This window comes from Arthrobacter sp. BGA-UO-ETr-C19, assembly GCF_059568005.1.
Window position 1 is genome coordinate 1,014,294 of the sequence record NZ_JCAQPC010000024.1, and the last position, 19,810, is coordinate 1,034,103.

At 64.3% G+C, this 19,810-nt stretch carries 22 protein-coding genes; 19 read left to right on the forward strand and 3 right to left on the reverse strand.

Going from position 1 to position 19,810, the window contains the following annotated elements:
- Positions 1-295 precede the first annotated feature (295 nt).
- The 5 genes from rho to AC57BR_RS23610 all read left to right on the forward strand — a co-directional run bounded on the left by rho (position 296) and on the right by AC57BR_RS23610 (position 6,296).
- A complete protein-coding gene (rho, locus tag AC57BR_RS23590; protein WP_496364988.1) occupies positions 296-2,458 on the forward strand; it encodes a transcription termination factor Rho in 2,163 nt (720 codons plus the stop codon).
- 224 nt (positions 2,459-2,682) lie between these two features.
- Complete coding sequence (prfA, locus tag AC57BR_RS23595; protein WP_496364990.1) at positions 2,683-3,756, forward strand: peptide chain release factor 1; 1,074 nt, start codon at positions 2,683-2,685, stop codon at positions 3,754-3,756.
- Between the two features lie 15 nt (positions 3,757-3,771).
- Positions 3,772-4,686, forward strand: a complete 915-nt coding sequence (gene prmC / locus AC57BR_RS23600) for a peptide chain release factor N(5)-glutamine methyltransferase (protein WP_496364992.1) — start codon at positions 3,772-3,774, stop codon at positions 4,684-4,686.
- A gap of 15 nt (positions 4,687-4,701) precedes the next feature.
- Entirely contained in the window at positions 4,702-5,526 is an 825-nt protein-coding gene (locus tag AC57BR_RS23605; protein ID WP_496364994.1) for an L-threonylcarbamoyladenylate synthase, read from the forward strand.
- On the forward strand, positions 5,523-6,296 hold the full coding sequence (locus tag AC57BR_RS23610; protein ID WP_496364996.1) for a WecB/TagA/CpsF family glycosyltransferase: 774 nt from the start codon (positions 5,523-5,525) through the stop codon (positions 6,294-6,296). Before AC57BR_RS23605 ends, AC57BR_RS23610 begins: the two co-directional genes overlap by 4 nt.
- Here the strand turns inward: AC57BR_RS23610 and AC57BR_RS23615 are convergent.
- On the reverse strand, positions 6,293-7,189 hold the full coding sequence (locus tag AC57BR_RS23615) for a glycosyltransferase (protein WP_496364997.1): 897 nt from the start codon (positions 7,187-7,189) through the stop codon (positions 6,293-6,295). The two genes, AC57BR_RS23610 and AC57BR_RS23615, sit on opposite strands and share 4 nt — an antisense overlap.
- Positions 7,190-7,535: 346 nt before the next feature.
- On the opposite strand from AC57BR_RS23615, the gene AC57BR_RS23620 reads away from it, so the two are divergent.
- The 12 genes from AC57BR_RS23620 to AC57BR_RS23675 all read left to right on the forward strand — a co-directional run bounded on the left by AC57BR_RS23620 (position 7,536) and on the right by AC57BR_RS23675 (position 17,149).
- The gene (locus AC57BR_RS23620) at positions 7,536-8,663 is read left to right on the forward strand and encodes an MraY family glycosyltransferase (RefSeq protein WP_496364998.1); all 1,128 of its coding nucleotides are present in this window, start codon (positions 7,536-7,538) and stop codon (positions 8,661-8,663) included.
- Positions 8,664-8,754: 91 nt separating this feature from the next.
- Positions 8,755-9,258, forward strand: coding sequence for a hypothetical protein (locus AC57BR_RS23625; RefSeq protein WP_496364999.1), 504 nt, complete (start codon positions 8,755-8,757; stop codon positions 9,256-9,258).
- Positions 9,251-9,589 carry a hypothetical protein gene (locus AC57BR_RS23630; protein WP_496365001.1) on the forward strand — a complete coding sequence of 113 codons (339 nt, stop codon included), beginning with the start codon at positions 9,251-9,253 and terminating at the stop codon, positions 9,587-9,589. Before AC57BR_RS23625 ends, AC57BR_RS23630 begins: the two co-directional genes overlap by 8 nt.
- Before the next feature lie 81 nt (positions 9,590-9,670).
- Positions 9,671-10,471, forward strand: a complete 801-nt coding sequence (atpB, locus tag AC57BR_RS23635; protein ID WP_306924367.1) for a F0F1 ATP synthase subunit A — start codon at positions 9,671-9,673, stop codon at positions 10,469-10,471.
- Between the two features lie 78 nt (positions 10,472-10,549).
- Entirely contained in the window at positions 10,550-10,768 is a 219-nt protein-coding gene (gene atpE / locus AC57BR_RS23640) for an ATP synthase F0 subunit C (RefSeq protein WP_003804776.1), read from the forward strand.
- Between the two features lie 53 nt (positions 10,769-10,821).
- A complete protein-coding gene (locus AC57BR_RS23645; protein ID WP_306924365.1) occupies positions 10,822-11,379 on the forward strand; it encodes a F0F1 ATP synthase subunit B in 558 nt (185 codons plus the stop codon).
- The gene (locus tag AC57BR_RS23650) at positions 11,379-12,206 is read left to right on the forward strand and encodes a F0F1 ATP synthase subunit delta (protein WP_496365005.1); all 828 of its coding nucleotides are present in this window, start codon (positions 11,379-11,381) and stop codon (positions 12,204-12,206) included. The genes AC57BR_RS23645 and AC57BR_RS23650 overlap by 1 nt, the downstream gene beginning before the upstream one ends.
- Before the next feature lie 83 nt (positions 12,207-12,289).
- Positions 12,290-13,927 (forward strand): F0F1 ATP synthase subunit alpha, encoded by a 1,638-nt coding sequence (gene atpA, locus AC57BR_RS23655; protein WP_496365219.1) that lies wholly within the window; start codon positions 12,290-12,292, stop codon positions 13,925-13,927.
- Between the two features lie 76 nt (positions 13,928-14,003).
- Complete coding sequence (locus AC57BR_RS23660; RefSeq protein WP_496365007.1) at positions 14,004-14,894, forward strand: F0F1 ATP synthase subunit gamma; 891 nt, start codon at positions 14,004-14,006, stop codon at positions 14,892-14,894.
- Positions 14,895-14,966: 72 nt separating this feature from the next.
- Entirely contained in the window at positions 14,967-16,421 is a 1,455-nt protein-coding gene (gene atpD / locus AC57BR_RS23665) for a F0F1 ATP synthase subunit beta (protein ID WP_496365009.1), read from the forward strand.
- A gap of 1 nt (position 16,422) precedes the next feature.
- Positions 16,423-16,707: a F0F1 ATP synthase subunit epsilon gene (locus tag AC57BR_RS23670; RefSeq protein WP_306924356.1), complete on the forward strand. Its 285-nt coding sequence runs from the start codon at positions 16,423-16,425 to the stop codon at positions 16,705-16,707.
- A gap of 10 nt (positions 16,708-16,717) precedes the next feature.
- A complete protein-coding gene (locus AC57BR_RS23675; RefSeq protein WP_003804767.1) occupies positions 16,718-17,149 on the forward strand; it encodes a DUF2550 domain-containing protein in 432 nt (143 codons plus the stop codon).
- A gap of 123 nt (positions 17,150-17,272) precedes the next feature.
- On the opposite strand, the gene AC57BR_RS23680 is transcribed toward AC57BR_RS23675, so the two are convergent.
- Entirely contained in the window at positions 17,273-17,476 is a 204-nt protein-coding gene (locus AC57BR_RS23680; protein WP_003804766.1) for a cold-shock protein, read from the reverse strand.
- Between the two features lie 283 nt (positions 17,477-17,759).
- Complete coding sequence (nucS, locus tag AC57BR_RS23685; RefSeq protein WP_496365013.1) at positions 17,760-18,455, reverse strand: endonuclease NucS; 696 nt, start codon at positions 18,453-18,455, stop codon at positions 17,760-17,762.
- A gap of 115 nt (positions 18,456-18,570) precedes the next feature.
- Here nucS and AC57BR_RS23690 point away from each other — a divergent pair, with 115 nt between their 5' ends.
- Both AC57BR_RS23690 and AC57BR_RS23695 read left to right on the forward strand, forming a co-directional pair.
- Complete coding sequence (locus AC57BR_RS23690; protein WP_496365015.1) at positions 18,571-18,927, forward strand: Rv1322 family protein; 357 nt, start codon at positions 18,571-18,573, stop codon at positions 18,925-18,927.
- Between the two features lie 52 nt (positions 18,928-18,979).
- A complete protein-coding gene (locus AC57BR_RS23695) occupies positions 18,980-19,780 on the forward strand; it encodes an alpha/beta hydrolase (protein ID WP_496365017.1) in 801 nt (266 codons plus the stop codon).
- Positions 19,781-19,810 lie beyond the last annotated feature (30 nt).

Here is a 19,810-nt window from a genome sequence, read left to right on the forward strand (position 1 = left end):
GGGTCAGAATCTGCTTCGATCTGCTGCTGCTGCTTCGATCTCTTATTGCGCAATATCTTCCGGTGCCACCTGCTTGGCCTGGCCAGGAACTTAGGGATGCGTCTCTGTTCCCTGAACCGCCAGTCCGCCGCCCCGCCACCTATGCGGAGCGTTTGAAGGTGATCAGTATCCGGCCCTGCTGGCCGAACTCCAACCGGCAAGGCCGACATCCCGGCTGCAGATCTGAACTGCAGCCCAGATCCAATCATCGCGTCCAGCTCACAGTCTGGACGCCGTCGAGGGGGAAGGATCCTTCGTGACCGAAACCACTGAGCTGTCGCCAGCTGTGGACACACCATCTTCTGCTTCCGGATCGTTGACGGAAGCGCCCGCCAAGAGCAGCGGCCTTGCCGGCCTGAAGCTCGCCCAGCTGCAGGCTCTCGCCAGCCAGCTCGGTATTTCCGGCGGATCCCGCATGCGTAAGGGCGACCTGGTGACGGCCATTTCCGCGCACCGTGCAGGCACGTCCGCCACCGCCACCAAGGCACCGGCCCGGACCGCAGCCAAGGCTGCCGCCCCCGCCGCCGCCGAAACCGCCGCAGCAGCCCCGGCCGCTGAAGCAGCCGAGGCTCCGGCGCAGGAAACCCGTGCACGTGGCCGCGGCCGCAGCCGCCGGGCAGTGAGCGACGGCATTGTTGCAGCACCCGGGGCAGAAACGGCCACCGAGGCTCCTTCAGCTGCGCCGGCCGCTGAAGCACCGGCTGCTGCCGAGGCACCAGCCGCCGAGGGCGCTGCTTCCCCCGAGGCAGAAGGCGCAGAACGCCGCCAGCCGCGCACCCGCAACCGCCGCCGTGGCGAAGCAGCCGCAGCGGCTCCCGCCGAAGCACCCGCCGCTCCGGCCGAGGCTGCCCCCGAGGCCCGTGCCACTGAAACTCGCGGTGCTGAAACTCGCGGTGCTGAGGCCCGTGCCACTGAAACACGCGAAGCACGCGGTGCCGAGGCCCGCGAGCAGGCACCCGAGGGCGAAGCCGGACAGCGCGAACGCCGGGATGCCCGCGGCCGCGGGGGCCGTGACGCCGGCGAAGCTGGCGGACGCGACAACCGCCGCGACGACAACCGCCGTGACGACAGCCGCGACACGGACGACGACGGCGGAAGCCGCCGCAACCGGCGGAACCGCCGCGACCGGAACGACCGGAACGAGCGGTCCGACAGCCGCGACGGCAGCCGCAACGACCGCTTCCGCGACCGCAACGACCGCCGCCGGGGACGCAGCCAGGGGCCCGACGTCGACGACGTCGAAGTTACCGACGACGACGTCCTGCTGCCGGTGGCCGGCATCCTGGATGTCCTCGAAAACTACGCGTTCATCCGCACATCCGGTTACCTTCCGGGCCCGAACGACGTGTACGTCTCCCTGGCCCAGGTCAAGAAGTACAACCTGCGCAAGGGCGACGCCGTCGTCGGCGCCATCCGCGCACCGCGCGACGGCGAAGACCGCGGCCAGCAGTCCGCCCGCCAGAAGTTCAACGCGCTGGTCCGCGTCACCTCGGTGAACGGCAAGACCGCCGAGGACCTCAAGGACCGCGTGGAGTTCGCCAAGCTCGTTCCGCTGTACCCGTCCGAGCGCCTGCGCCTCGAGACCGACCCCAAGAAGATCGGCCCCCGCGTCATCGACCTGGTGGCGCCGATCGGCAAGGGCCAGCGTGGCCTGATCGTCTCCCCGCCCAAGGCCGGCAAGACGCTCATCCTGCAGTCCATCGCCAACGCGATCACCACCAACAACCCTGAGGTCCACCTCATGATGGTGCTGGTGGACGAACGTCCCGAAGAAGTCACGGACATGCAGCGCACCGTCAAGGGCGAGGTCATTGCCTCAACCTTCGACCGTCCCGCCGACGACCACACCACCGTGGCCGAACTCTCCATCGAACGCGCCAAGCGCCTCGTGGAAATGGGCATGGACGTCGTGGTGCTCCTGGACTCCATGACCCGTCTGGGCCGTGCCTACAACCTGGCAGCGCCGGCCTCCGGCCGCATCCTGTCCGGTGGTGTGGACTCCGCCGCACTGTACCCGCCCAAGCGGTTCTTCGGTGCTGCCCGCAACATCGAAAACGGCGGCTCGCTGACCATCCTGGCGACGGCCCTCGTGGAGACCGGATCCAAGATGGACGAGGTCATCTTCGAAGAGTTCAAGGGCACCGGCAACATGGAGCTCCGCCTGTCCCGCCAGCTGGCTGACAAGCGCATCTTCCCCGCCGTGGACGTCAACGCCTCCGGCACGCGCCGCGAAGAAAACCTGCTCTCGGCCGAAGAGGTCAAGATCATGTGGAAGCTGCGCCGCGTCCTCTCCGGCCTTGAGACCCAGCAGAGCCTGGAACTGCTGACCAACAAGATCCGCGAGACCCAGAGCAACGTCGAGTTCCTCATGCAGGTTCAGAAGACGACGCTTGGTGCGAAGTCGGATAACGACAAGTAGCGTCGCGTAAACCGCTGGTTTCTGGCGGTTCCGCGCGCTGGCGCCGCACGGATTTTCCGCCCCCGCCCCTACGCTGGGAGGCTTGCGATCTTCGATCGCGAGCCTCCCAGCTCCGGCAGGCCCGATGCCACTCCCGGGGCGGAAAAATCCGTGCGGCTTCGTCGTTAACTCGCCACCTGCGGTCCATCACTAGACTTGGTTACAAGTCGAAAGAGGTTTTGAGAATGTTTGAGTCCGTACAGGGCCTGCTTGATGAGCATGATGCCATCCAGGCGCAGTTGGGGGATCCGGCTGTTTATGCTGACCAGAAGCTGGCGCGGAAGCTGGGGCGGCGGTCTGCTCAGCTGAATGGCATTGTGGATGCCTACCACAAGTGGGAAGCGCTGCGGGATGACCTTGCGGCGGCGAAGGAGATGGCTGACGAGGACCCCGAGTTCGCGGCCGAGGTGCCTGAACTGGAGGAAGCCCTGGAAATTGCGGCGGCTCGGCTTCGCCGGCTGCTGATTCCCCGGGACCCGGACGACGCACGCAACGTGATCCTAGAGGTCAAGGGCGGCGAAGGCGGCGACGAGGCTGCCCTGTTCGCCGGCGACCTGCTGCGCATGTACACCCGCTACGCCGAGTCACGGGGCTGGAAGACGGAGATCATCTCCTCCACCGAATCCGACCTCGGCGGCTACAAGGACGTCCAGGTGGCTGTCAAGGGAAGCTCCAACGATCCCGCCGAAGGCGTGTACGCACGCCTCAAGTTCGAGGGCGGCGTGCACCGTGTCCAGCGTGTGCCCGTGACGGAATCGCAGGGCCGCATCCACACGTCGGCCGCGGGTGTTCTTGTCCTGCCCGAGGTGGATGAACCCGAAGAACTCGAGATCAACCAGAACGACCTCAAAATCGACGTTTACCGGTCCTCCGGTCCCGGCGGCCAGTCCGTCAACACCACCGACTCCGCCGTCCGCATCACGCACCTGCCCACTGGAATCGTCGTGGCCATGCAGAACGAGAAGTCCCAGCTGCAGAACCGCGAAGCCGGCATGCGCGTCCTCCGTGCCCGTATCCTGGCGCACCAGCAGGAGCAGATCGACGCTGCCAACTCCGAGCAGCGCAAGTCCCAGATCCGCACCATGGACCGTTCCGAGCGGATCCGCACGTACAACTACCCGGAAAACCGGATCGCGGACCACCGCACGGGCTACAAGGCGTACAACCTGGACCAGGTCATGAACGGCGACCTCGAGCCGGTCATCCAGTCCGCCATCGAGATGGACGAGCAGGCGCGGCTGGACGCCATCGGCGACTAGGAGCCCCGGGATCACATGACGTCCGAGCAAACCCCGGCGCCGCCAGAGCACAGTCCGCCTGCGCAGTCACTGGCTGCTGCGGTCCGTGAGGCGACGGAGCGCCTGACCGAGGCCGGCGTGCCCAGCCCCCGGGTGGACGCCGAGTTGCTGGCCGACCATTTGCTGGGCGTGGGCCTGGGCCGGCTGCGGGCCATGATGCTCGGTGATGCGCCGGCCCCCGCAGGCTACGCCGAACTCGTTGCCGAGCGTGCCACCCGGATTCCGCTCCAGCACATCACCGGTGTGGCGCACTTCCGCTACCTCCAGCTCGCGGTTGGGCCCGGCGTCTTCATTCCCCGCCCGGAGACCGAGTCCGTGGTGCAGTTGGTCATCGACCGGCTGCGCGTGCTGGAACGTGCCGGCGTGGTCCGCCCCAAAGTGGTGGATCTTGGTACCGGATCCGGTGCCATCGCCGGATCAATCGCGCACGAGGTGCCCGAGGCCGAGGTGTTCGCGGTGGAGTTCAGCGAATTCGCGCACGCGTGGGCGGCGAAGAATCTCCGGCCGCTGGGGGTCACCCTGCTGCTGGGGGACCTGCGGAACGCGATGCCGGAACAGAACGGAACGTTCGACGTCGTGGTGTCCAATCCGCCGTACATTCCCGCTGAAGCCATCCCTAATGAACCGGAAGTGGCCCTCCACGACCCCCCGGAAGCGCTCTACGGCGGGGGAGCGGACGGCATGGAACTGCCGACGGCGGCTGCCGCCTCGGCGGCACGGCTCCTGGTTCCCGGCGGCTACTTCGTGATGGAACACGCCGAAGTCCAGGCCGGCTGGATCTCGGCGATGCTGAAGCGGACAGGGCTCTGGACCGACGTCACCACGCATTTTGACCTTAACGGCAAGGAACGCGCCACCAGCGCCGTCCTTGCTTCCCCGCCCGCGGAGTAATGAAAGAATGAGGCAGTGACCACTACGTACAACTGCACGGCCGATGACGAGCGGACCGCCGGAATCGCCCACGCCCGGCGGGCGATCCTCGAGAAGAAGTGCGTTGTCCTTCCTACGGACACCGTCTACGGAATCGCTGCCGATGCCTTTTCCCCGCAGGCCGTCACCATGCTGCTGGTCTCCAAGGGCCGCGGCCGGAACATGCCGCCGCCGGTACTGATTCCGCGCCTGAATGCGCTCGACGGGCTGGCCACCGATGTGTACCCGGATGCCCGCGACCTTGCCGAGGCATTCTGGCCCGGCGGGCTGACCCTTATCTTCCACGCGCAGCCGTCCCTTGACTGGGACCTGGGCGAGACCAAGGGCACAGTCGCCCTTCGCATCCCTGACGATGAGGTGGCAATCGACCTGCTGACCGTTACCGGCCCCCTCGCCGTGTCCTCGGCAAACAGGACGGGCCAGGCTCCGGCGCAGACAGCTTTTGAAGCACGCTCCCAGCTCGCGGAGTCCGTGGAGGTCTACCTTGAAGGCGGCTTCCGGCCGATCGAGGGAACCGACGCACGGCCTTCCACCATTGTGGATGCGACATCGTTGCCGCTGCGCGTGGTCCGTGAGGGGGCCATCAGCATCGAGCGTCTGCGCGGCGTGGTTCCCGGAGTCCTCGATATCAACGGCAACGCAGCGGACGGGGCTGAGGTTTCCCAGGACGGGGCTGAGGTCTCCCAGGACGGGGCTGAGGTCTCCCAGGACGAGGCTCAGGTCTCCCAGGACGGGGCCGGGGTTGCCGCGGAAGCTCCTGTGCAGACCGACTCAGGCGAAAAGCCCGCAAGCGCCGAATGACGCTGCAGAGGCAACCGATACCGGTCCTCGGGGTGGATGCCACGCCCCTGGACGTCGACGGACTTACCGCAGTCCTCAACGGATTCGTGGCTGACGGCGCCACCAGAACCGTCGTCGGACACAATCTCCACAGCGTGACGCTTTTCCACTCCGAACCCGAGTTCAGGAAGTTCTACGAGAACAGCGACGTTGTCCTTCTCGACGGCGCGCCCGTCCTCTGGTTGTGGGGGAGGGGCCGGGCAAAGACCGGCCCGGAGACCCGGCCCGTCATGGACTACCGGCTTGGTTCAACAGACTGGATTCCCGCGCTGGGCCGGCTGGACGGCCTCCACCGCATCGCCGTCCTGGGGGCCGGGGCGACTGCCAACGCCAAGGCCGTGGCGAAGCTGCAGGGCATAGTCCCGGGCGCTGCCGTGTCCGGAATGCCGGGGGAGGGCTGGGATTCGGATGTGGAAGAGAAGGCCGCCGCGTGGCTGGCGGAAGTCCAGCCGCAGCTCGTGCTGATCGGCCTGGGCATGCCGTTGCAGGAAGAGGTGCTGTGGCGCCGCCTGCCGTCCCTGCCGCCCGCGGTCTACTGCGCCGTCGGGGGAGCCATTGAGCAGATCGCCGGCATCCAGAAGCTGGCGCCCCGCTGGCTTGGCCGGCTGGGCCTGGAGTGGGCCTGGCGGCTGCTGCTGCACCCGCGCCGCGTGGCATACCGGGTGTTTGGCGAGCCATGGGTCCTGCTGGGACTGCTGCTGCGGCGCCGGATGCGCGGGCCCCTACGTTAGAACTTCTGGTCCTTCAGCGGGCCAAATCCCTTGCCGCGGAGCCCCGTGGAAAACGCCCGGAACCAGTCCGCGAGCCCGTGGAGATCGCCCCGGCGGAGGAAATAGCCGAGGTAGCCGCCCACATCGGCCACCAAGGACTTCACGCGGAAATGGCGGCGAATCAGATAGCCGCGGTTGCGGTAGTAGTAGTACCGCTTGAAGGCGCCCTCCGGGACGATGACATGCCAGCGGGCGCCGAACACGTGTTTCGTTTCGGAAAACGCGTGCGGGTGCATGATCGCAGCCGTGGTGACGGTGCCGAAACGGATGCCCGCCTTGCGCAGCCGGATGGTGAAGTCCACCTCGTCGCCCCGGATGAAGAGGCGCATGTCCGGCAGTCCCACCTTGAAGAAGACATCGGAGCGGATGAGCGCACCGTTGAAGAAATGGCCGTCGTTCGGCAGGAACCCGACCCTCTCCAGGGCGGCCCGGTCGTGGGAGACCCTGCCGTCCAGCCGGAAGAAGAAGGAGAGCTGGTCGGGATGCCCCGGAGCTACCACCAGGGGCACAACGGCCTCCAGGTCCCGCGCCTCCGCTTCCCGGATCAGCGTGGCCAGGCACTCGGCGTCCGCCGGCTCGGCGTCGTCGTCCATCATCCAGACCCAGTCGGCGCCGCTGGCCACGGCCTTGAGCGCCGCAAGGGAGAAGCCGCCGGCACCACCAAGGTTGGCTTCGGAACGGATGTAGTCCACATTCGCATGCTCGGCGGCGACGTCTTTCGCCGGCACCGTGCCGCTGTCAACGAGGCAGATTGTGGACACGGGGGCCGTCTGCCCATTGATGGCTTTCAGCAGGACGGCGAGCTCATGGGGACGGTCAAACGTCACGGCGGCAACTGCGACCGACACTGGCATTGCGGGGATCCTTTCAGCACAGCCGTCGGCAAGTTTCCCGCCGGCGTAAGGCCGTGTGACGCGAAGCGATGTACCCGTTGGCGTTAGTATCTTGACTAGAGTCCACTGTAATACAGCCCCGTCAGGCACTATGCACTGCCTGTCTGTGCGCATGGCGACGGAGAAGTTTCATTTATTGCACGTCAGATCCACACCTAACGAGCCCGCATGGTCCACCCGGCCTGACCCCGAATCCGCATCCGTATAGCCTGCAGCATTCCAGCTTGCACCGCGGCAGTGTCCTGCGCTGCGTCATCCGCAAGCACTGCGCCGGCCGGCAGAGTGCCACAGGAACGGTGGCCGCGCCATGATCATGTACCTGTCCATGATGCTGACAGCGGCGATCGTCTCCTACGGGGCAACGTGGGGTGCACGGCTGATCGGCAACCGGCTAGAGCTGTTCGCCCCGATCCGCAGCCGGGACATGCATTCCAGCCCGGTCTCGCGGCTCGGCGGGCTGGGGATTTTCGCCGGCGTGCTGGTGGCGCTGGCCGTGGCAAGCCAGTCCTTCTTCGTCAAAGACATCTTCCGGAACAACGGTGCTCCGTGGGGTGTGCTGGCGGGTGCTGCCGTCATCGTGCTGGTGGGAGTGGCGGACGACCTCCTGGACATTCGCTGGTGGGTCAAGCTGATCGGGCAGGCTTGCGCTGCGCTCGTGGTGGCCGTCTGGGGTGTGCGCATGACCATCATCCCGTTCATTCCGGAGCCGATCCGCTTTGACTCGGACCCGATCAACATCGCCCTCACCACTGGCCTCATCGTCGTCACGATGAACGCGTTCAACTTCATCGACGGGCTGGATGGGCTGGCGGCCGGGGTAGCCATCATCGGCGGGTCCGCCTTCTTCCTCACCGCCTACTGGGTCCACCGCAATGCGCCGATCCTGGACCGTTCCGACCTCGCCACGCTGCTGACTGCAGTCCTCGTGGGCAGTTGCCTTGGCTTCCTGCCACACAACTGGTTTCCCTCAAAGATCTTCATGGGCGACTCCGGCGCGATGCTGATAGGCCTGCTCATGGCGTCAGCCGGTGTGGTTTCGACCGGTCAGATCACTTCGGGGCTTTATGACCGCGTCAACGGTATTCCCACGATCATCCCCATCCTGCTGCCGTTTGCGGTGCTTTTCCTGCCGCTCCTGGACCTGTGCCTCGCGGTGGTGCGGCGCACCGCCGTCGGCCGTTCACCGTGGTCCGCCGACCGCGGGCATCTGCACCACAAACTCATGGACATTGGTTACTCCCACCGCACCGCGGTCATGCTGCTGTACTTATGGGCGGCAGTGCTGTCCTTCGGCGGCCTGGCCTTTGCCGTCTACCCCTGGCAGGTCGTGCTGGCAGTAATGGTCGCCGCCACGCTGATCATGGGTCTGGTCACGGCCTGGCCGTACCTGAGCCGCCGCGCCGAGAACAACGGAGTGGGACAGGCGCCGGAGTAATACGCGCTTTTCGGAAAATTTCTATCTCGTGTAGAATTCAGGTGCAGGCTTTTCCTGCACCACTCCACCCTGCCCCGAAGATTGGGTTCGCATGACCTCCAACGCTGAGCCCGGACCTGCGTCCGGCCAAGGATCCGTTGGCGTCTCCGGGCCCACGCGGTCGCTGTGGCTCGGTCTGCTGGGACTCAGTTCTGCGGTGGCCGGTGGCGCCCTGGTCCTGACCGGCGTGGTGGCTGCCCTGCTGAACGGCTGGACCGGTGTTGTGTCCAGCAGCCTCGGCGGCTTGCTGGTGGTCGTGTTCTTCGCGATCAGCCTGCTGATAGGACACTTCGTAGGGCGCAACAACCCCTCGGGTGCCGTCGGCCTGTTCGTGGCGACTTACTTCGTCAAGGTCATCGGTTTCGCCGTGGTGCTGTTCGCCGTCGGTGCTCCCGGCTGGCTGCACGGCCGCTGGTTCGTCATTGGCGCCGTCGTGGCCGTGGTCACATGGCAGGCGGCCGAGATCTACGGTTTCAGCAAAGCCCGGCTGCAGATCTTCAACGATCCTGAACCGGACGGCGACACCAACCGGAACGGGGGCAGCGCTGATGTCTAAGCGCAACCAGCCCGGAAAAAACGAGCCTGGGACACCCAAACCGACGCCCGGTCCTGCCGCTGTACCCGGCGAAAATTCCGACGGCGGTTACAACGCTGGAATGGCCGTCTTTAGCTACATTATTGGCGGAATCATCGTCTGGAGTTTGATAGGGTGGGGACTGGATTATCTGTGGGGAACCCGCTGGATTGTGCTCGCAGGCGCTCTGCTTGGAGCTGCGGGAGGGTTCTATCTGTCCCATATGCACGGCCTCACCAGTTCAAGGAATTCAGCTGGCGGGAACGGTGCAGCCAGCGGCCCGTCCGAGGACGGGAACAGTAATGCCAAATAATTTCACGAGGGGGAGGGCAAGCATGACGCGCGCCGGAACCCGACCAACGCCCAACGATGGACACTGCAGAGAGGAAACGCGTTGATCGCGCTTGCGCTCCCGGCCCAAAATTCAGGAGAGTTCACACCTCCCGGAATTGAAGAAATGCACCTGCCGGCAATCCTGCCGTGGGGTGCGGCAGACGGATTCTCCAAGCAGATGCTGCTGGTTATCCTGTCCGTCGTCATTATCGCCACATTCTTTGTGCTCGCTGCGCGGAAGCAGCAGCTCGTTCCCGGCAAGCTGCAGTTCGCAGGTGAAGCCGCCTACGGCTTCGTCCGCAACAGCATCGCCAAGGACATCATCGGCGGCAGGGACTTCATCAAGTACGTCCCGCTGCTGTTCAGCCTGTTCTTCTTCATCCTGGTGAACAACATCTACGGCGCAATCCCGCTGATCCAGCTCCCGAGCTTCTCGCACGTCGGCGGCGCCTACGTGCTGGCAGCGATCGTGTACGTCACCTGGATCGGCATCGGCATCAAGAAGAACGGCCTGCGCTACTTCAAGCTCGCCACCGTTCCCTCCGGTGTCCCGGTCTACATCCTGCCGATCGTCATTCCGATCGAGATCATCTCCAACTTCCTGGTCCGCCCGGTCACGCACAGCCTCCGTCTGTTCGCCACGATGCTGGCCGGCCACCTGATCGTCATGATTGCCGGTTCCGGCATCGAATACCTCGTCCTGCAGGAGAACGTCCTCCTCAAGGGCACCTCAGTCCTGGTTCTCGCCGGTGCTATTGCCATGTACATGCTCGAAGCGCTGATCATGGCGCTGCAGGCGTACGTGTTCACCCTGCTGACCGCGATCTACATCGAAGGCGCACTCCACGCCGACAGCCACTAGGCACCTCAAACTTCCCCTCGCGGGGATGAAGCAACCCAAACAACCTGCCATACACATGGCATCTTGAAAGGAAGAAAAATGGAAGGCTCCATCAACGGCTCCCTCAACCTCATCGGCTACGGTCTCTCGGCCATCGGCGGTGGTATCGGTGTGGGTCTCGTGTTCGCCGCCTACATCAACGGTGTGGCACGTCAGCCGGAAGCTCAGCGCGTCCTGCAGCCGATCGCATTCCTCGGCCTTGCGCTGACTGAAGCCCTCGCCATCCTGGGCCTGGTCTTCGCTTTCGTTCTCAAGTAAACCTTCAGAACTAAGCGAACATTCAGAACCGAGTAGATAAGGACGGGTGAAACATGAATCAGCTGATCATCTCAGCCGCCACTGAAGGCGCCGAGGCGGCTAACCCGCTCGTTCCCAATCCCTGGGAAATGGGCGTCGTCCTCGCCGGCTTTGCTGTCCTCTTTTTCATCGTGGTCAAGTTCGTTGTCCCGATGTTCGAGAAGACGTTCGCAGAGCGTGCCGAGGCCATCGAGGGCGGCATCGCCAAGGCTGAGAAGGCACAGGCTGAGGCTTCTGCCGCACTCGAAGAGTACAAGCAGCAGCTCACTGATGCCCGTGCCGAGGCCAACCGCATCCGCGAGGAAGCACGTGCCGAAGGCGCTCAGATCCTGGCGGAACTGAAGGAGAAGGCTGCAGCCGAGTCTGCGCGGATCACCGCCCAGGCACATGTGCAGATCGAATCCGAGCGCCAGGCGGCAGTTGTGTCGCTGCGTTCAGAGGTTGGCACTCTTGCCACCACTCTTGCGGGCCGCATCGTTGGGGAGACCCTCGAGGACGACGCGCGCGCAGCACGCGTTGTTGACCGCTTCCTGGCCGATCTGGAGTCCCAGAACGCAGGTGTAGCTAAGTAATGGCAGGTGTATCGAGCGAATCGCTGACCAAGGCGCTGAGCGAGCTGGAGCCAAAGCTTCCGTTTGCATCGCTGCAGTTGGCAAAGGAACTTTTCGGGATCCTGGCAGCAGTGGACAGCTCGGCTGGCTTGCGCCGCGCCCTGACTGACCCCTCCCGCAGCGGTGAGGAAAAGTCGGGGTTGATCAAGCAGCTCTTTGGCGGAAAAGCTTCCGCCGAAGCCGTGGACATCGCAGCCGGTCTGGCCAGCTCACGCTGGGCATCGGCGCGGGACATCGGCGATGCACTCGAGACGCTTGCCGCAACGGTGGTTATCGCCGTTGCTGAAAACAAGTCGGCCGTTTCTGCCTCCGGTATTACCGGCCTGGAAGAACTGGAGAACGATCTTTTCTCCTTCAACCAGGCCGTGGCTGCCAGCCACGAGGTGCAGCGTGCCCTGTCTGAACCGCAGGCCAGCGCCGCAGCGAAGATCACCCTGGCCGAAAGGCTCGTTCCTTCCGCAAGTGAGGAAGCCAAGGTCCTCATCGGACAGGCAGTGGCGCAACCCCGTGGCATCAAGGCAACCAGGCTCGTAAGCCGTTTCGCCGAGCTCGCCGCCAAGCGCCAGCAGCGCTGGATTGCGACGGTCAGCGTCACGCGTCCCCTCACGGAGACGCAGGCAAGCCGTCTGCAGCAGGGATTGAACTCCCTCTACGGACGCGAGCTGAAGGTCAACGTCAACGTTGATCCCACGCTGATCGGCGGCATCCGTGTCCAGGTGGGGGATGAAGTGGTCGACGCTTCGGTCCTCGCCCGCCTGAACGACCTTCAGCGCCAGCTGGCCGGCTAGCCGGACAAGCACAACACAACTGATAGAAACCCCGGTCATCGTGAGCAACGATGATCACGAATACAGGAGAGCAGGGACTGCAGATGGCCGAATTGACCATCAACGCCGACGACGTCCGTAATGCGTTGAACGAATTCGCGGCGTCCTACGAACCCGGAAACGCAGAGCGCGTAGAGGTCGGCCGTGTAACCGCCGCAAGTGACGGCATCGCCCGTGTTGAGGGCCTTCCCTCGGTCATGGCGAACGAGTTGCTTCGCTTCGAAGACGGCACCCTGGGCCTCGCCCAGAACCTCGACGTGCGCGAGATCGGTGTCATCGTCCTCGGTGACTTCTACGGCATCGAAGAGGGCCAGGAAGTTCACCGCACCGGACAGGTTCTGTCCGTACCGGTCGGCGACGCCTTCCTCGGCCGCGTGGTTGACCCCCTGGGTGTGCCCATCGACGACCTCGGCGAGATCAAGGCCGAGACCACCCGCGCCCTGGAACTCCAGGCACCGGGCGTTACCCAGCGTAAGTCTGTGCACGAGCCGATGCAGACCGGCCTGAAGGCCATCGACGCGATGATTCCGATCGGCCGCGGCCAGCGCCAGCTGATCATTGGTGACCGTCAGACCGGCAAGTCCGCCATTGCCATCGACACGATCATCAACCAGAAGGACAACTGGGCTTCCGGTGACGTGAACAAGCAGGTCCGCTGCGTTTACGTCGCGATCGGCCAGAAGGCTTCGACGATCGCAGCAATCCGCCAGACCCTTGAGGACAACGGAGCGCTCGAGTACACCACGATCGTTGCCTCCCCGGCTTCCGACCCGGCCGGCTTCAAGTACCTTGCCCCCTACGCCGGTTCGGCCATTGGCCAGCACTGGATGTACGGCGGCAAGCACGTCCTCATCGTGTTCGATGACCTGTCCAAGCAGGCCGAAGCCTACCGCGCCGTGTCGCTGCTGCTCCGCCGCCCGCCGGGACGCGAAGCCTACCCGGGCGACGTCTTCTACCTGCACTCCCGCCTCCTGGAGCGTTGTGCCAAGCTCTCCGACGAGCTCGGCGCAGGTTCGATGACCGGCCTTCCGCTCATCGAAACCAAGGCTAACGACGTGTCGGCCTACATCCCGACCAACGTGATCTCCATTACCGATGGCCAGATCTTCCTGCAGTCGGACCTCTTCAACGCCAACCAGCGTCCCGCTGTTGACGTCGGTGTCTCGGTGTCCCGCGTTGGCGGTGCAGCCCAGGTCAAGTCCATGAAGAAGGTCTCCGGTACCTTGAAGCTGGACCTCGCCCAGTACCGCGACATGCAGGCGTTCGCGATGTTCGCATCGGACCTCGATGCTGCATCCCGCCAGCAGTTGACCCGTGGTGCCCGCCTGATGGAACTGCTCAAGCAGGGCCAGTACTCGCCGTTCCCGGTCGAGAACCAGGTTGTGTCCATCTGGGCCGGTACCCAGGGCTACCTGGACGACGTTCCGGTTGAGGACATCAGCCGCTTCGAGTCCGAATTCCTGGAGCACCTCAAGCACAAGTCCTCCATCCTCACGACGCTGGCGCAGACCAACGTCCTGGACGATGACACCGTGGCAGCACTGAAGACCGCCATCGTGGACTTCAAGAAGGGCTTCTTCGGCGAGGGCGACGACAAGCTGGTAGGCGCAGGCCACGAGGAGCATGAAGCTATCTCGGAGGGTCAGGTCGACCAGGAAAAAATCGTCAGGCAGAAGCGCTAGTTTCGCTGGCAGGGACTGCCGGAACCCTTCGGGGGTCCGGCAGTCCCGGCCATCGGGATCTTAGGAAAGGATAAGTATGGGAGCCCAGATCCGGGTCTACCGTCAGAAGATCAGCTCGACGACGTCGATGCGCAAGATCTTCAAGGCGATGGAACTGATCGCTACCTCGCGCATCGGCAAGGCCCGCGCCAGGGTAGCAGCTTCACTGCCTTACGCGAACGCGATCACGCGCGCTGTTTCCGCCGTCGCAAGCCAGAGCGAAATCGACCACCCCTTGACCACCGAGCCGGAGAACATCCGCCGGGCCGCCGTCCTGGTAATTACCTCGGACCGCGGCCTCGCAGGCTCGTACTCCGCCAGCGTGCTCAAGCAGGCCGAAGGCCTGAACGAACTGCTCCGTGCCGAAGGCAAGGAAGTCAAGACGTATCTGGTGGGCCGCAAGGCGCAGGCTTACTTCGATTTCCGGGGCCGCGCTTACGGGCGCGTCTGGACCGGCAACACCGATGCCCCTGAGTTCGCCACGGCACAGGAAATCGGCGCGGCACTGCTTGAGGACTTCGCCATCGATTTCGAAGAGGGCGGTGTGGACGAGATCCACGTTGTGTACACCCGCTTCAAGTCCATGGTGACCCAGGAGCCGACCGTCATCCGACTTCTTCCCCTCGAAGTTGTGGAAGAGCAGGCGACGTCCGAATCGGAACTGCTGCCGCTTTACGAATTCGAACCGGAGCCGGAACAGGTGCTCAACGCGCTGCTGCCGCGCTACATCGAATCCCGTATCTTCGCGGCCATGCTGCAGGCAGCGGCTTCCGAGCTCGCCGCCCGTCAGCGGGCGATGAAATCCGCCGGCGACAACGCCACGGACCTCATCAAGAAGTACACGCGTCTGCGCAACACCGCCCGCCAGGCAGAGATTACGCAGGAGCTTTCCGAAATCGTGGCCGGCGCCGACGCACTCGCGTCGTAGCCGGACCGGTCCCGGACCCCTGCAACAAAAGATAAACTTAACCCCACGCCATCTACGAGTGAAGTGAGAGAGATGACTGCCACCGCTACCGAACACGTAGCAGCAACGGCCGGCGCCACCGGCCGTATTGCACGTGTTATTGGCCCGGTTGTCGACGTCGAATTCCCGGCTGACGCAATCCCCTCGATTTACAACGCACTCACCACCGAGATCACTCTCAACGGTGAGACCAAGACCATTACGTTCGAGACCTCCCAGCACCTGGGTGACAACCTCGTCCGCGCTATCTCCCTGCAGGCAACCGACGGCTTGGTCCGCGGCACGTCCGTAGTGGACAGCGGTTCCCCGATCACCGTGCCTGTGGGCGACGGCGTCAAGGGCCACATCTTCAACGTCCTCGGCAAGCCGCTGGACGTCGACGAGTCCGAGATCCAGGCTTCGGACTACTGGCCGATCCACCGCAAGGCCCCGTCCTTCGCGTCCCTCGAGGGTTCCACCGAAATGCTCGAAACGGGCATCAAGGTCATCGACCTCCTCACCCCGTACATCAAGGGTGGAAAGATCGGCCTGTTCGGCGGCGCCGGTGTGGGCAAGACCGTTCTGATCCAGGAAATGATCACCCGTGTTGCCCGCAACTTCGGTGGTACTTCCGTGTTCGCCGGTGTCGGCGAGCGTACCCGTGAAGGTAACGACCTCTGGGTTGAAATGGAAGAGGCAGGCGTCCTCAAGGACACTGCCCTTGTGTTCGGCCAGATGGACGAGCCGCCGGGAACGCGTCTGCGCGTGGCCCTGTCCGCACTGACCATGGCGGAGTACTTCCGCGATGTCCAGAACCAGGACGTGCTGCTCTTCATCGACAACATCTTCCGCTTCACGCAGGCAGGTTCCGAGGTTTCCACGCTGCTGGGCCGCATGCCTTCCGCCGTGGGTTACCAGCCGAACCTTGCCGACGAGATGGGCCTCCTCCAGGAGCGCATCACGTCCACCAAGGGCCACTCCATCACCTCGATGCAGGCCATCTACGTCCCCGCAGATGACTACACCGACCCGGCACCGGCCACGACGTTCGCACACTTGGATGCCACCACGGAACTTTCCCGTGAAATCGCCTCCCGTGGTCTGTACCCGGCCGTGGACCCGCTGACGTCGACGTCCCGAATCCTGGACCCGCAGTACATCGGCAAGGACCACTACAACACGGCTGTCCGTGTGAAGCAGATCCTGCAGAAGAACAAGGAACTCCAGGACATCATCGCCATCCTCGGTGTCGACGAACTGTCCGAAGAGGACAAGATCGTCGTGTCGCGTGCGCGCCGCATCCAGCAGTTCCTGTCCCAGAACACCTACACCGCCAAGCAGTTCACCGGCGTGGAGGGCTCCACCGTTTCCATCAAGGACACCGTGGAAGGCTTCGCGGCGATCTGCGACGGCGAACTCGACCACATTGCAGAGCAGGCGTTCTTCAACGTCGGTGGCCTGGATGACGTTGAGCGCCAGTGGGCCAAGATTCAGGAACAGACCAAGTAATATGGCTGAGCTTGAGGTTGAGATTGTCGCAGCGGACCACTTCGTGTGGTCCGGGGCGGCCAAGATGGTCAAGGCCCGCACCAGCGATGGTGAGATCGGAATCCTGCCCGGCCACTCGCCCGTGCTGGCGATTTTGGCCGAGGGTCAGCTGGCAATCGAGCCGGTTTCCGGCGACCGCATTGCCGTGGATGTTGACGGCGGGTTCTTCTCCGTCGACAACAACCGGGTGGTAATTGTTGCTGACAACGCCCAACTGGGTGACGCGGCCACTGCGGGGATCCGATAGCACAACCCTGATGGACGTTTCTTCCTTTCCGTTCATCGCCATAGCAACCGTGTTCGCGGTGCTGATTTTTACGCTGTGCCTGTTTGGGGTGCGCCGCTTCAACCTGCGGCGTGCCCTGGGCACGGTGGACGCCTCCATTCGTACGGCTGGAAAGAGCTGGCGGATGGGGGTTTGTCGTTATCAGGACAATGAGCTTGAGTGGTTCAAACTCCTGTCGCTGAGCGTCCGGCCCCGCCACCGCTTCAAACGGAGCTCCCTTGAGCTGCTGGGCCGGCGCCAGCCCACGGAGGCGGAGCTGGTCAAGGTTCAGCCCGACGTCGTGATCGTGGAGCTTCGCTACGAGGGCCAAGACGTCTTCCTGGCCATGAAGTTCGACGCTTACACAGGTTTGTCGTCGTGGCTCGAAGCCGGGCCGGTCATCGGCGTCGGGACCTGGCGGTGAGGGCTCCCGCTGTCTGTCAGCGGTAAAGAGACACTCCCAGTGAATGTTTCAAGATCTGAAAATATTAGTGACACAAAAATGATCCCCGGCACGAATGCCGAGGATCATTTGGTTTGAGACTAATCAGACGACGGTTACGCCCGTAGCCTGGGGGCCCTTGGCGCCCTGGCCGATTTCGAACTGAACGCGCTGGTTCTCGTCGAGGGTCTTGAACCCGCCGGTCTGGATCTCGGAGTAGTGAACGAAGACATCGCCATCGGAGTCGTCCGGGGTGATGAAGCCGAAGCCCTTTTCAGCGTTGAACCACTTGACGGTTCCCTGTGCCATTTATTTCTCCTCAGTATGGAACTTTTTAAGGCCAGCACACCTCGTACTGGTCTTGGTTACTCCGCGAGAAGAATCCTGGCCTGCACCCCCGATAACCGGAATTGCATTGCAGGAGCTTCGCGCTCGCAACATGTCTTGCGAGCATGAAAAACACCTACACAAAGACTGATACAAGAATTTCATGGGCAAACCGTCTGGTCAACGGGCAAAACGCGAATTCCGGCAAATTTTGGGCAAATCCGGAGTAAACGCCTGATCACCCCGTGGCTACGGATCCGGGCAGTCAGAAAAGCCGGGATTCGATGTCGTCAACGCCCCGCATCGCGTCGTAATCCAGGGTCACGCAGTCAATGCCGCGGTCCGTCGCGAGCACCCTGGCCTGGGGCTTTATTTGCTGGGCGGCGAAGATGCCGCGTACCGGCGCCAGCAGCGGATCCCGGTTGAGCAGTTCAAGGTACCGCGTCAGTTGCTCCACGCCGTCGATATCGCCGCGGCGCTTCAGTTCAATGGCCACCGTGGCGCCGCCGGCATCCCGGGCAAGGATGTCCACGGGCCCGATGGCGGTGAAGTACTCCCGCCGGATCAGGGAGAACCCTTCGCCGAGGGTTTCGATCTGGTCAGCGAGGAGCCGCTGCAGATCGGCCTCGACGCCGTCCTTGATCAGGCCGGGGTCCTGTCCCAGTTCGTGTGAGCTGTCGTGGATCTGTTCATGGATGTTGATGATGAGCCGGTCGTCCGTCTTGGCCGACTGCACGGTCCACTGCTCGACGACGCCAATTTCGACGTCGGCGTCCTCCGGGGAGGTGACGCGGAGAACGGCGGGCGGGCTCATCCAGTTCAGGGGCTTGTAGGAGCCGCCGTCGGAGTGCACCAGCACGGAACCGTCGGCTTTCACCAGCAGGAGCCGGGTGGCGAGGGGGAGATGGGCTTTGAGCCGGCCAACATAATCAACTGAGCAACGGGCTATGACGAGACGCACGCCCTACACCATACCTGCTCCGCAGTACTCCGCTGCAGTTTCTTTCCCTGCACAGTGCAGTAGCACGGTGTCATGCAGGGCCGGGCAGGGCCACCGGCTAAGGCAGAATGGAGGCATGCCCCGCTCCAACCGTCCCCGTCGCGCCAAAGCCGGGCGCGGTGCAGCCGGAAATGCGCCGGGCGGAGGAAAGCACGGCGCAGGTCCCGCGCCCGAACTGGACCTGGAACGGGCCCGCGCTGGATTCGCCCGCCGGGAAAGTGCGCCGGACGGCGACTGGATGGTGCGGACCATGACGGCCCGCAACGCCGAAAAGACGTACATTTGCCCGGGCTGCTCCACCGCTGTGCTGCCCGGAATCGCCCATCTGGTTGTCTGGGCGGACGACCACCTGTTCGGAGCTGCCGCGGGGCTGGCCGAGCGGCGCCACTGGCACACCAACTGCTGGACGTCCCGCAACTTCCGGTACCGGTAACTCAAGCTGACCGGTGCCGGGCTCAACCCGGCCGGAAGATAAGCTGGTGCGCATGACTTTTGACCCGGCGTCGTACGTTTTCAGCCAGCCATCAGCAGCCACCGCGATCCGCGCCTCCACGGTGCTTCCCGCCCGGCGCGAAAACATCGAAATCCGCACCGAAGACGGCCACACGCTGGTCGGCGAGCTGGCGCTGCCGGAATCGGGCCCGGTCACTGCCACGCTGATCACCCTCCACCCGCTGCCCACGCACGGCGGCTTCATGGATTCCCACGTGTACCGCAAGGCGTCCTACCGGCTGCCGGCGCTGGCGGGAGTGGCCGTGCTGCGCTTCAACACCCGGGGCACGTCCTCGCCGCGCGGAACCAGCGACGGAGCGTTTGAAGAAGGCATCGGCGAGCGGTACGACGTGGAGGCGGCGGTGCGCTTCGCCGTCGAGCGGGGGCTGCCCAACCGCTGGCTCGTGGGCTGGTCCTTCGGCACCGAACTCGCCCTCATGTACGGCGCCGTGGAACCGGTGGCCTCACAGGTGGAAGGCGCCGTGCTGCTGTCCCCGCCGCTGCACCGTGCCACCGACGAGCACCTCCGGCAGTGGGCGCAGTCCGGCAAGCCGCTGACCGTCCTGGTACCTGAGCACGACGACTACCTCCGGCCGGCCGCCGCAGAGGCCCGGTTCCGACTTGTGCCGCAGGCCAGGGTGGTGGGGGTCGACGGCGCCAAGCACCTCTGGGTGGGGGAGAAGCAGGCCGCCCGGGTGCTGAACGAGATTGTGGACGACGTCACGCGCGACGGTTCAGGAGCCGCAGGCCTCCCGCAGGAGTGGGAAGGCCCGGTGGCGACCGCCGCCGTCTGAGACTGGTGCTTGTCTGCGCCTAGTGCTTGT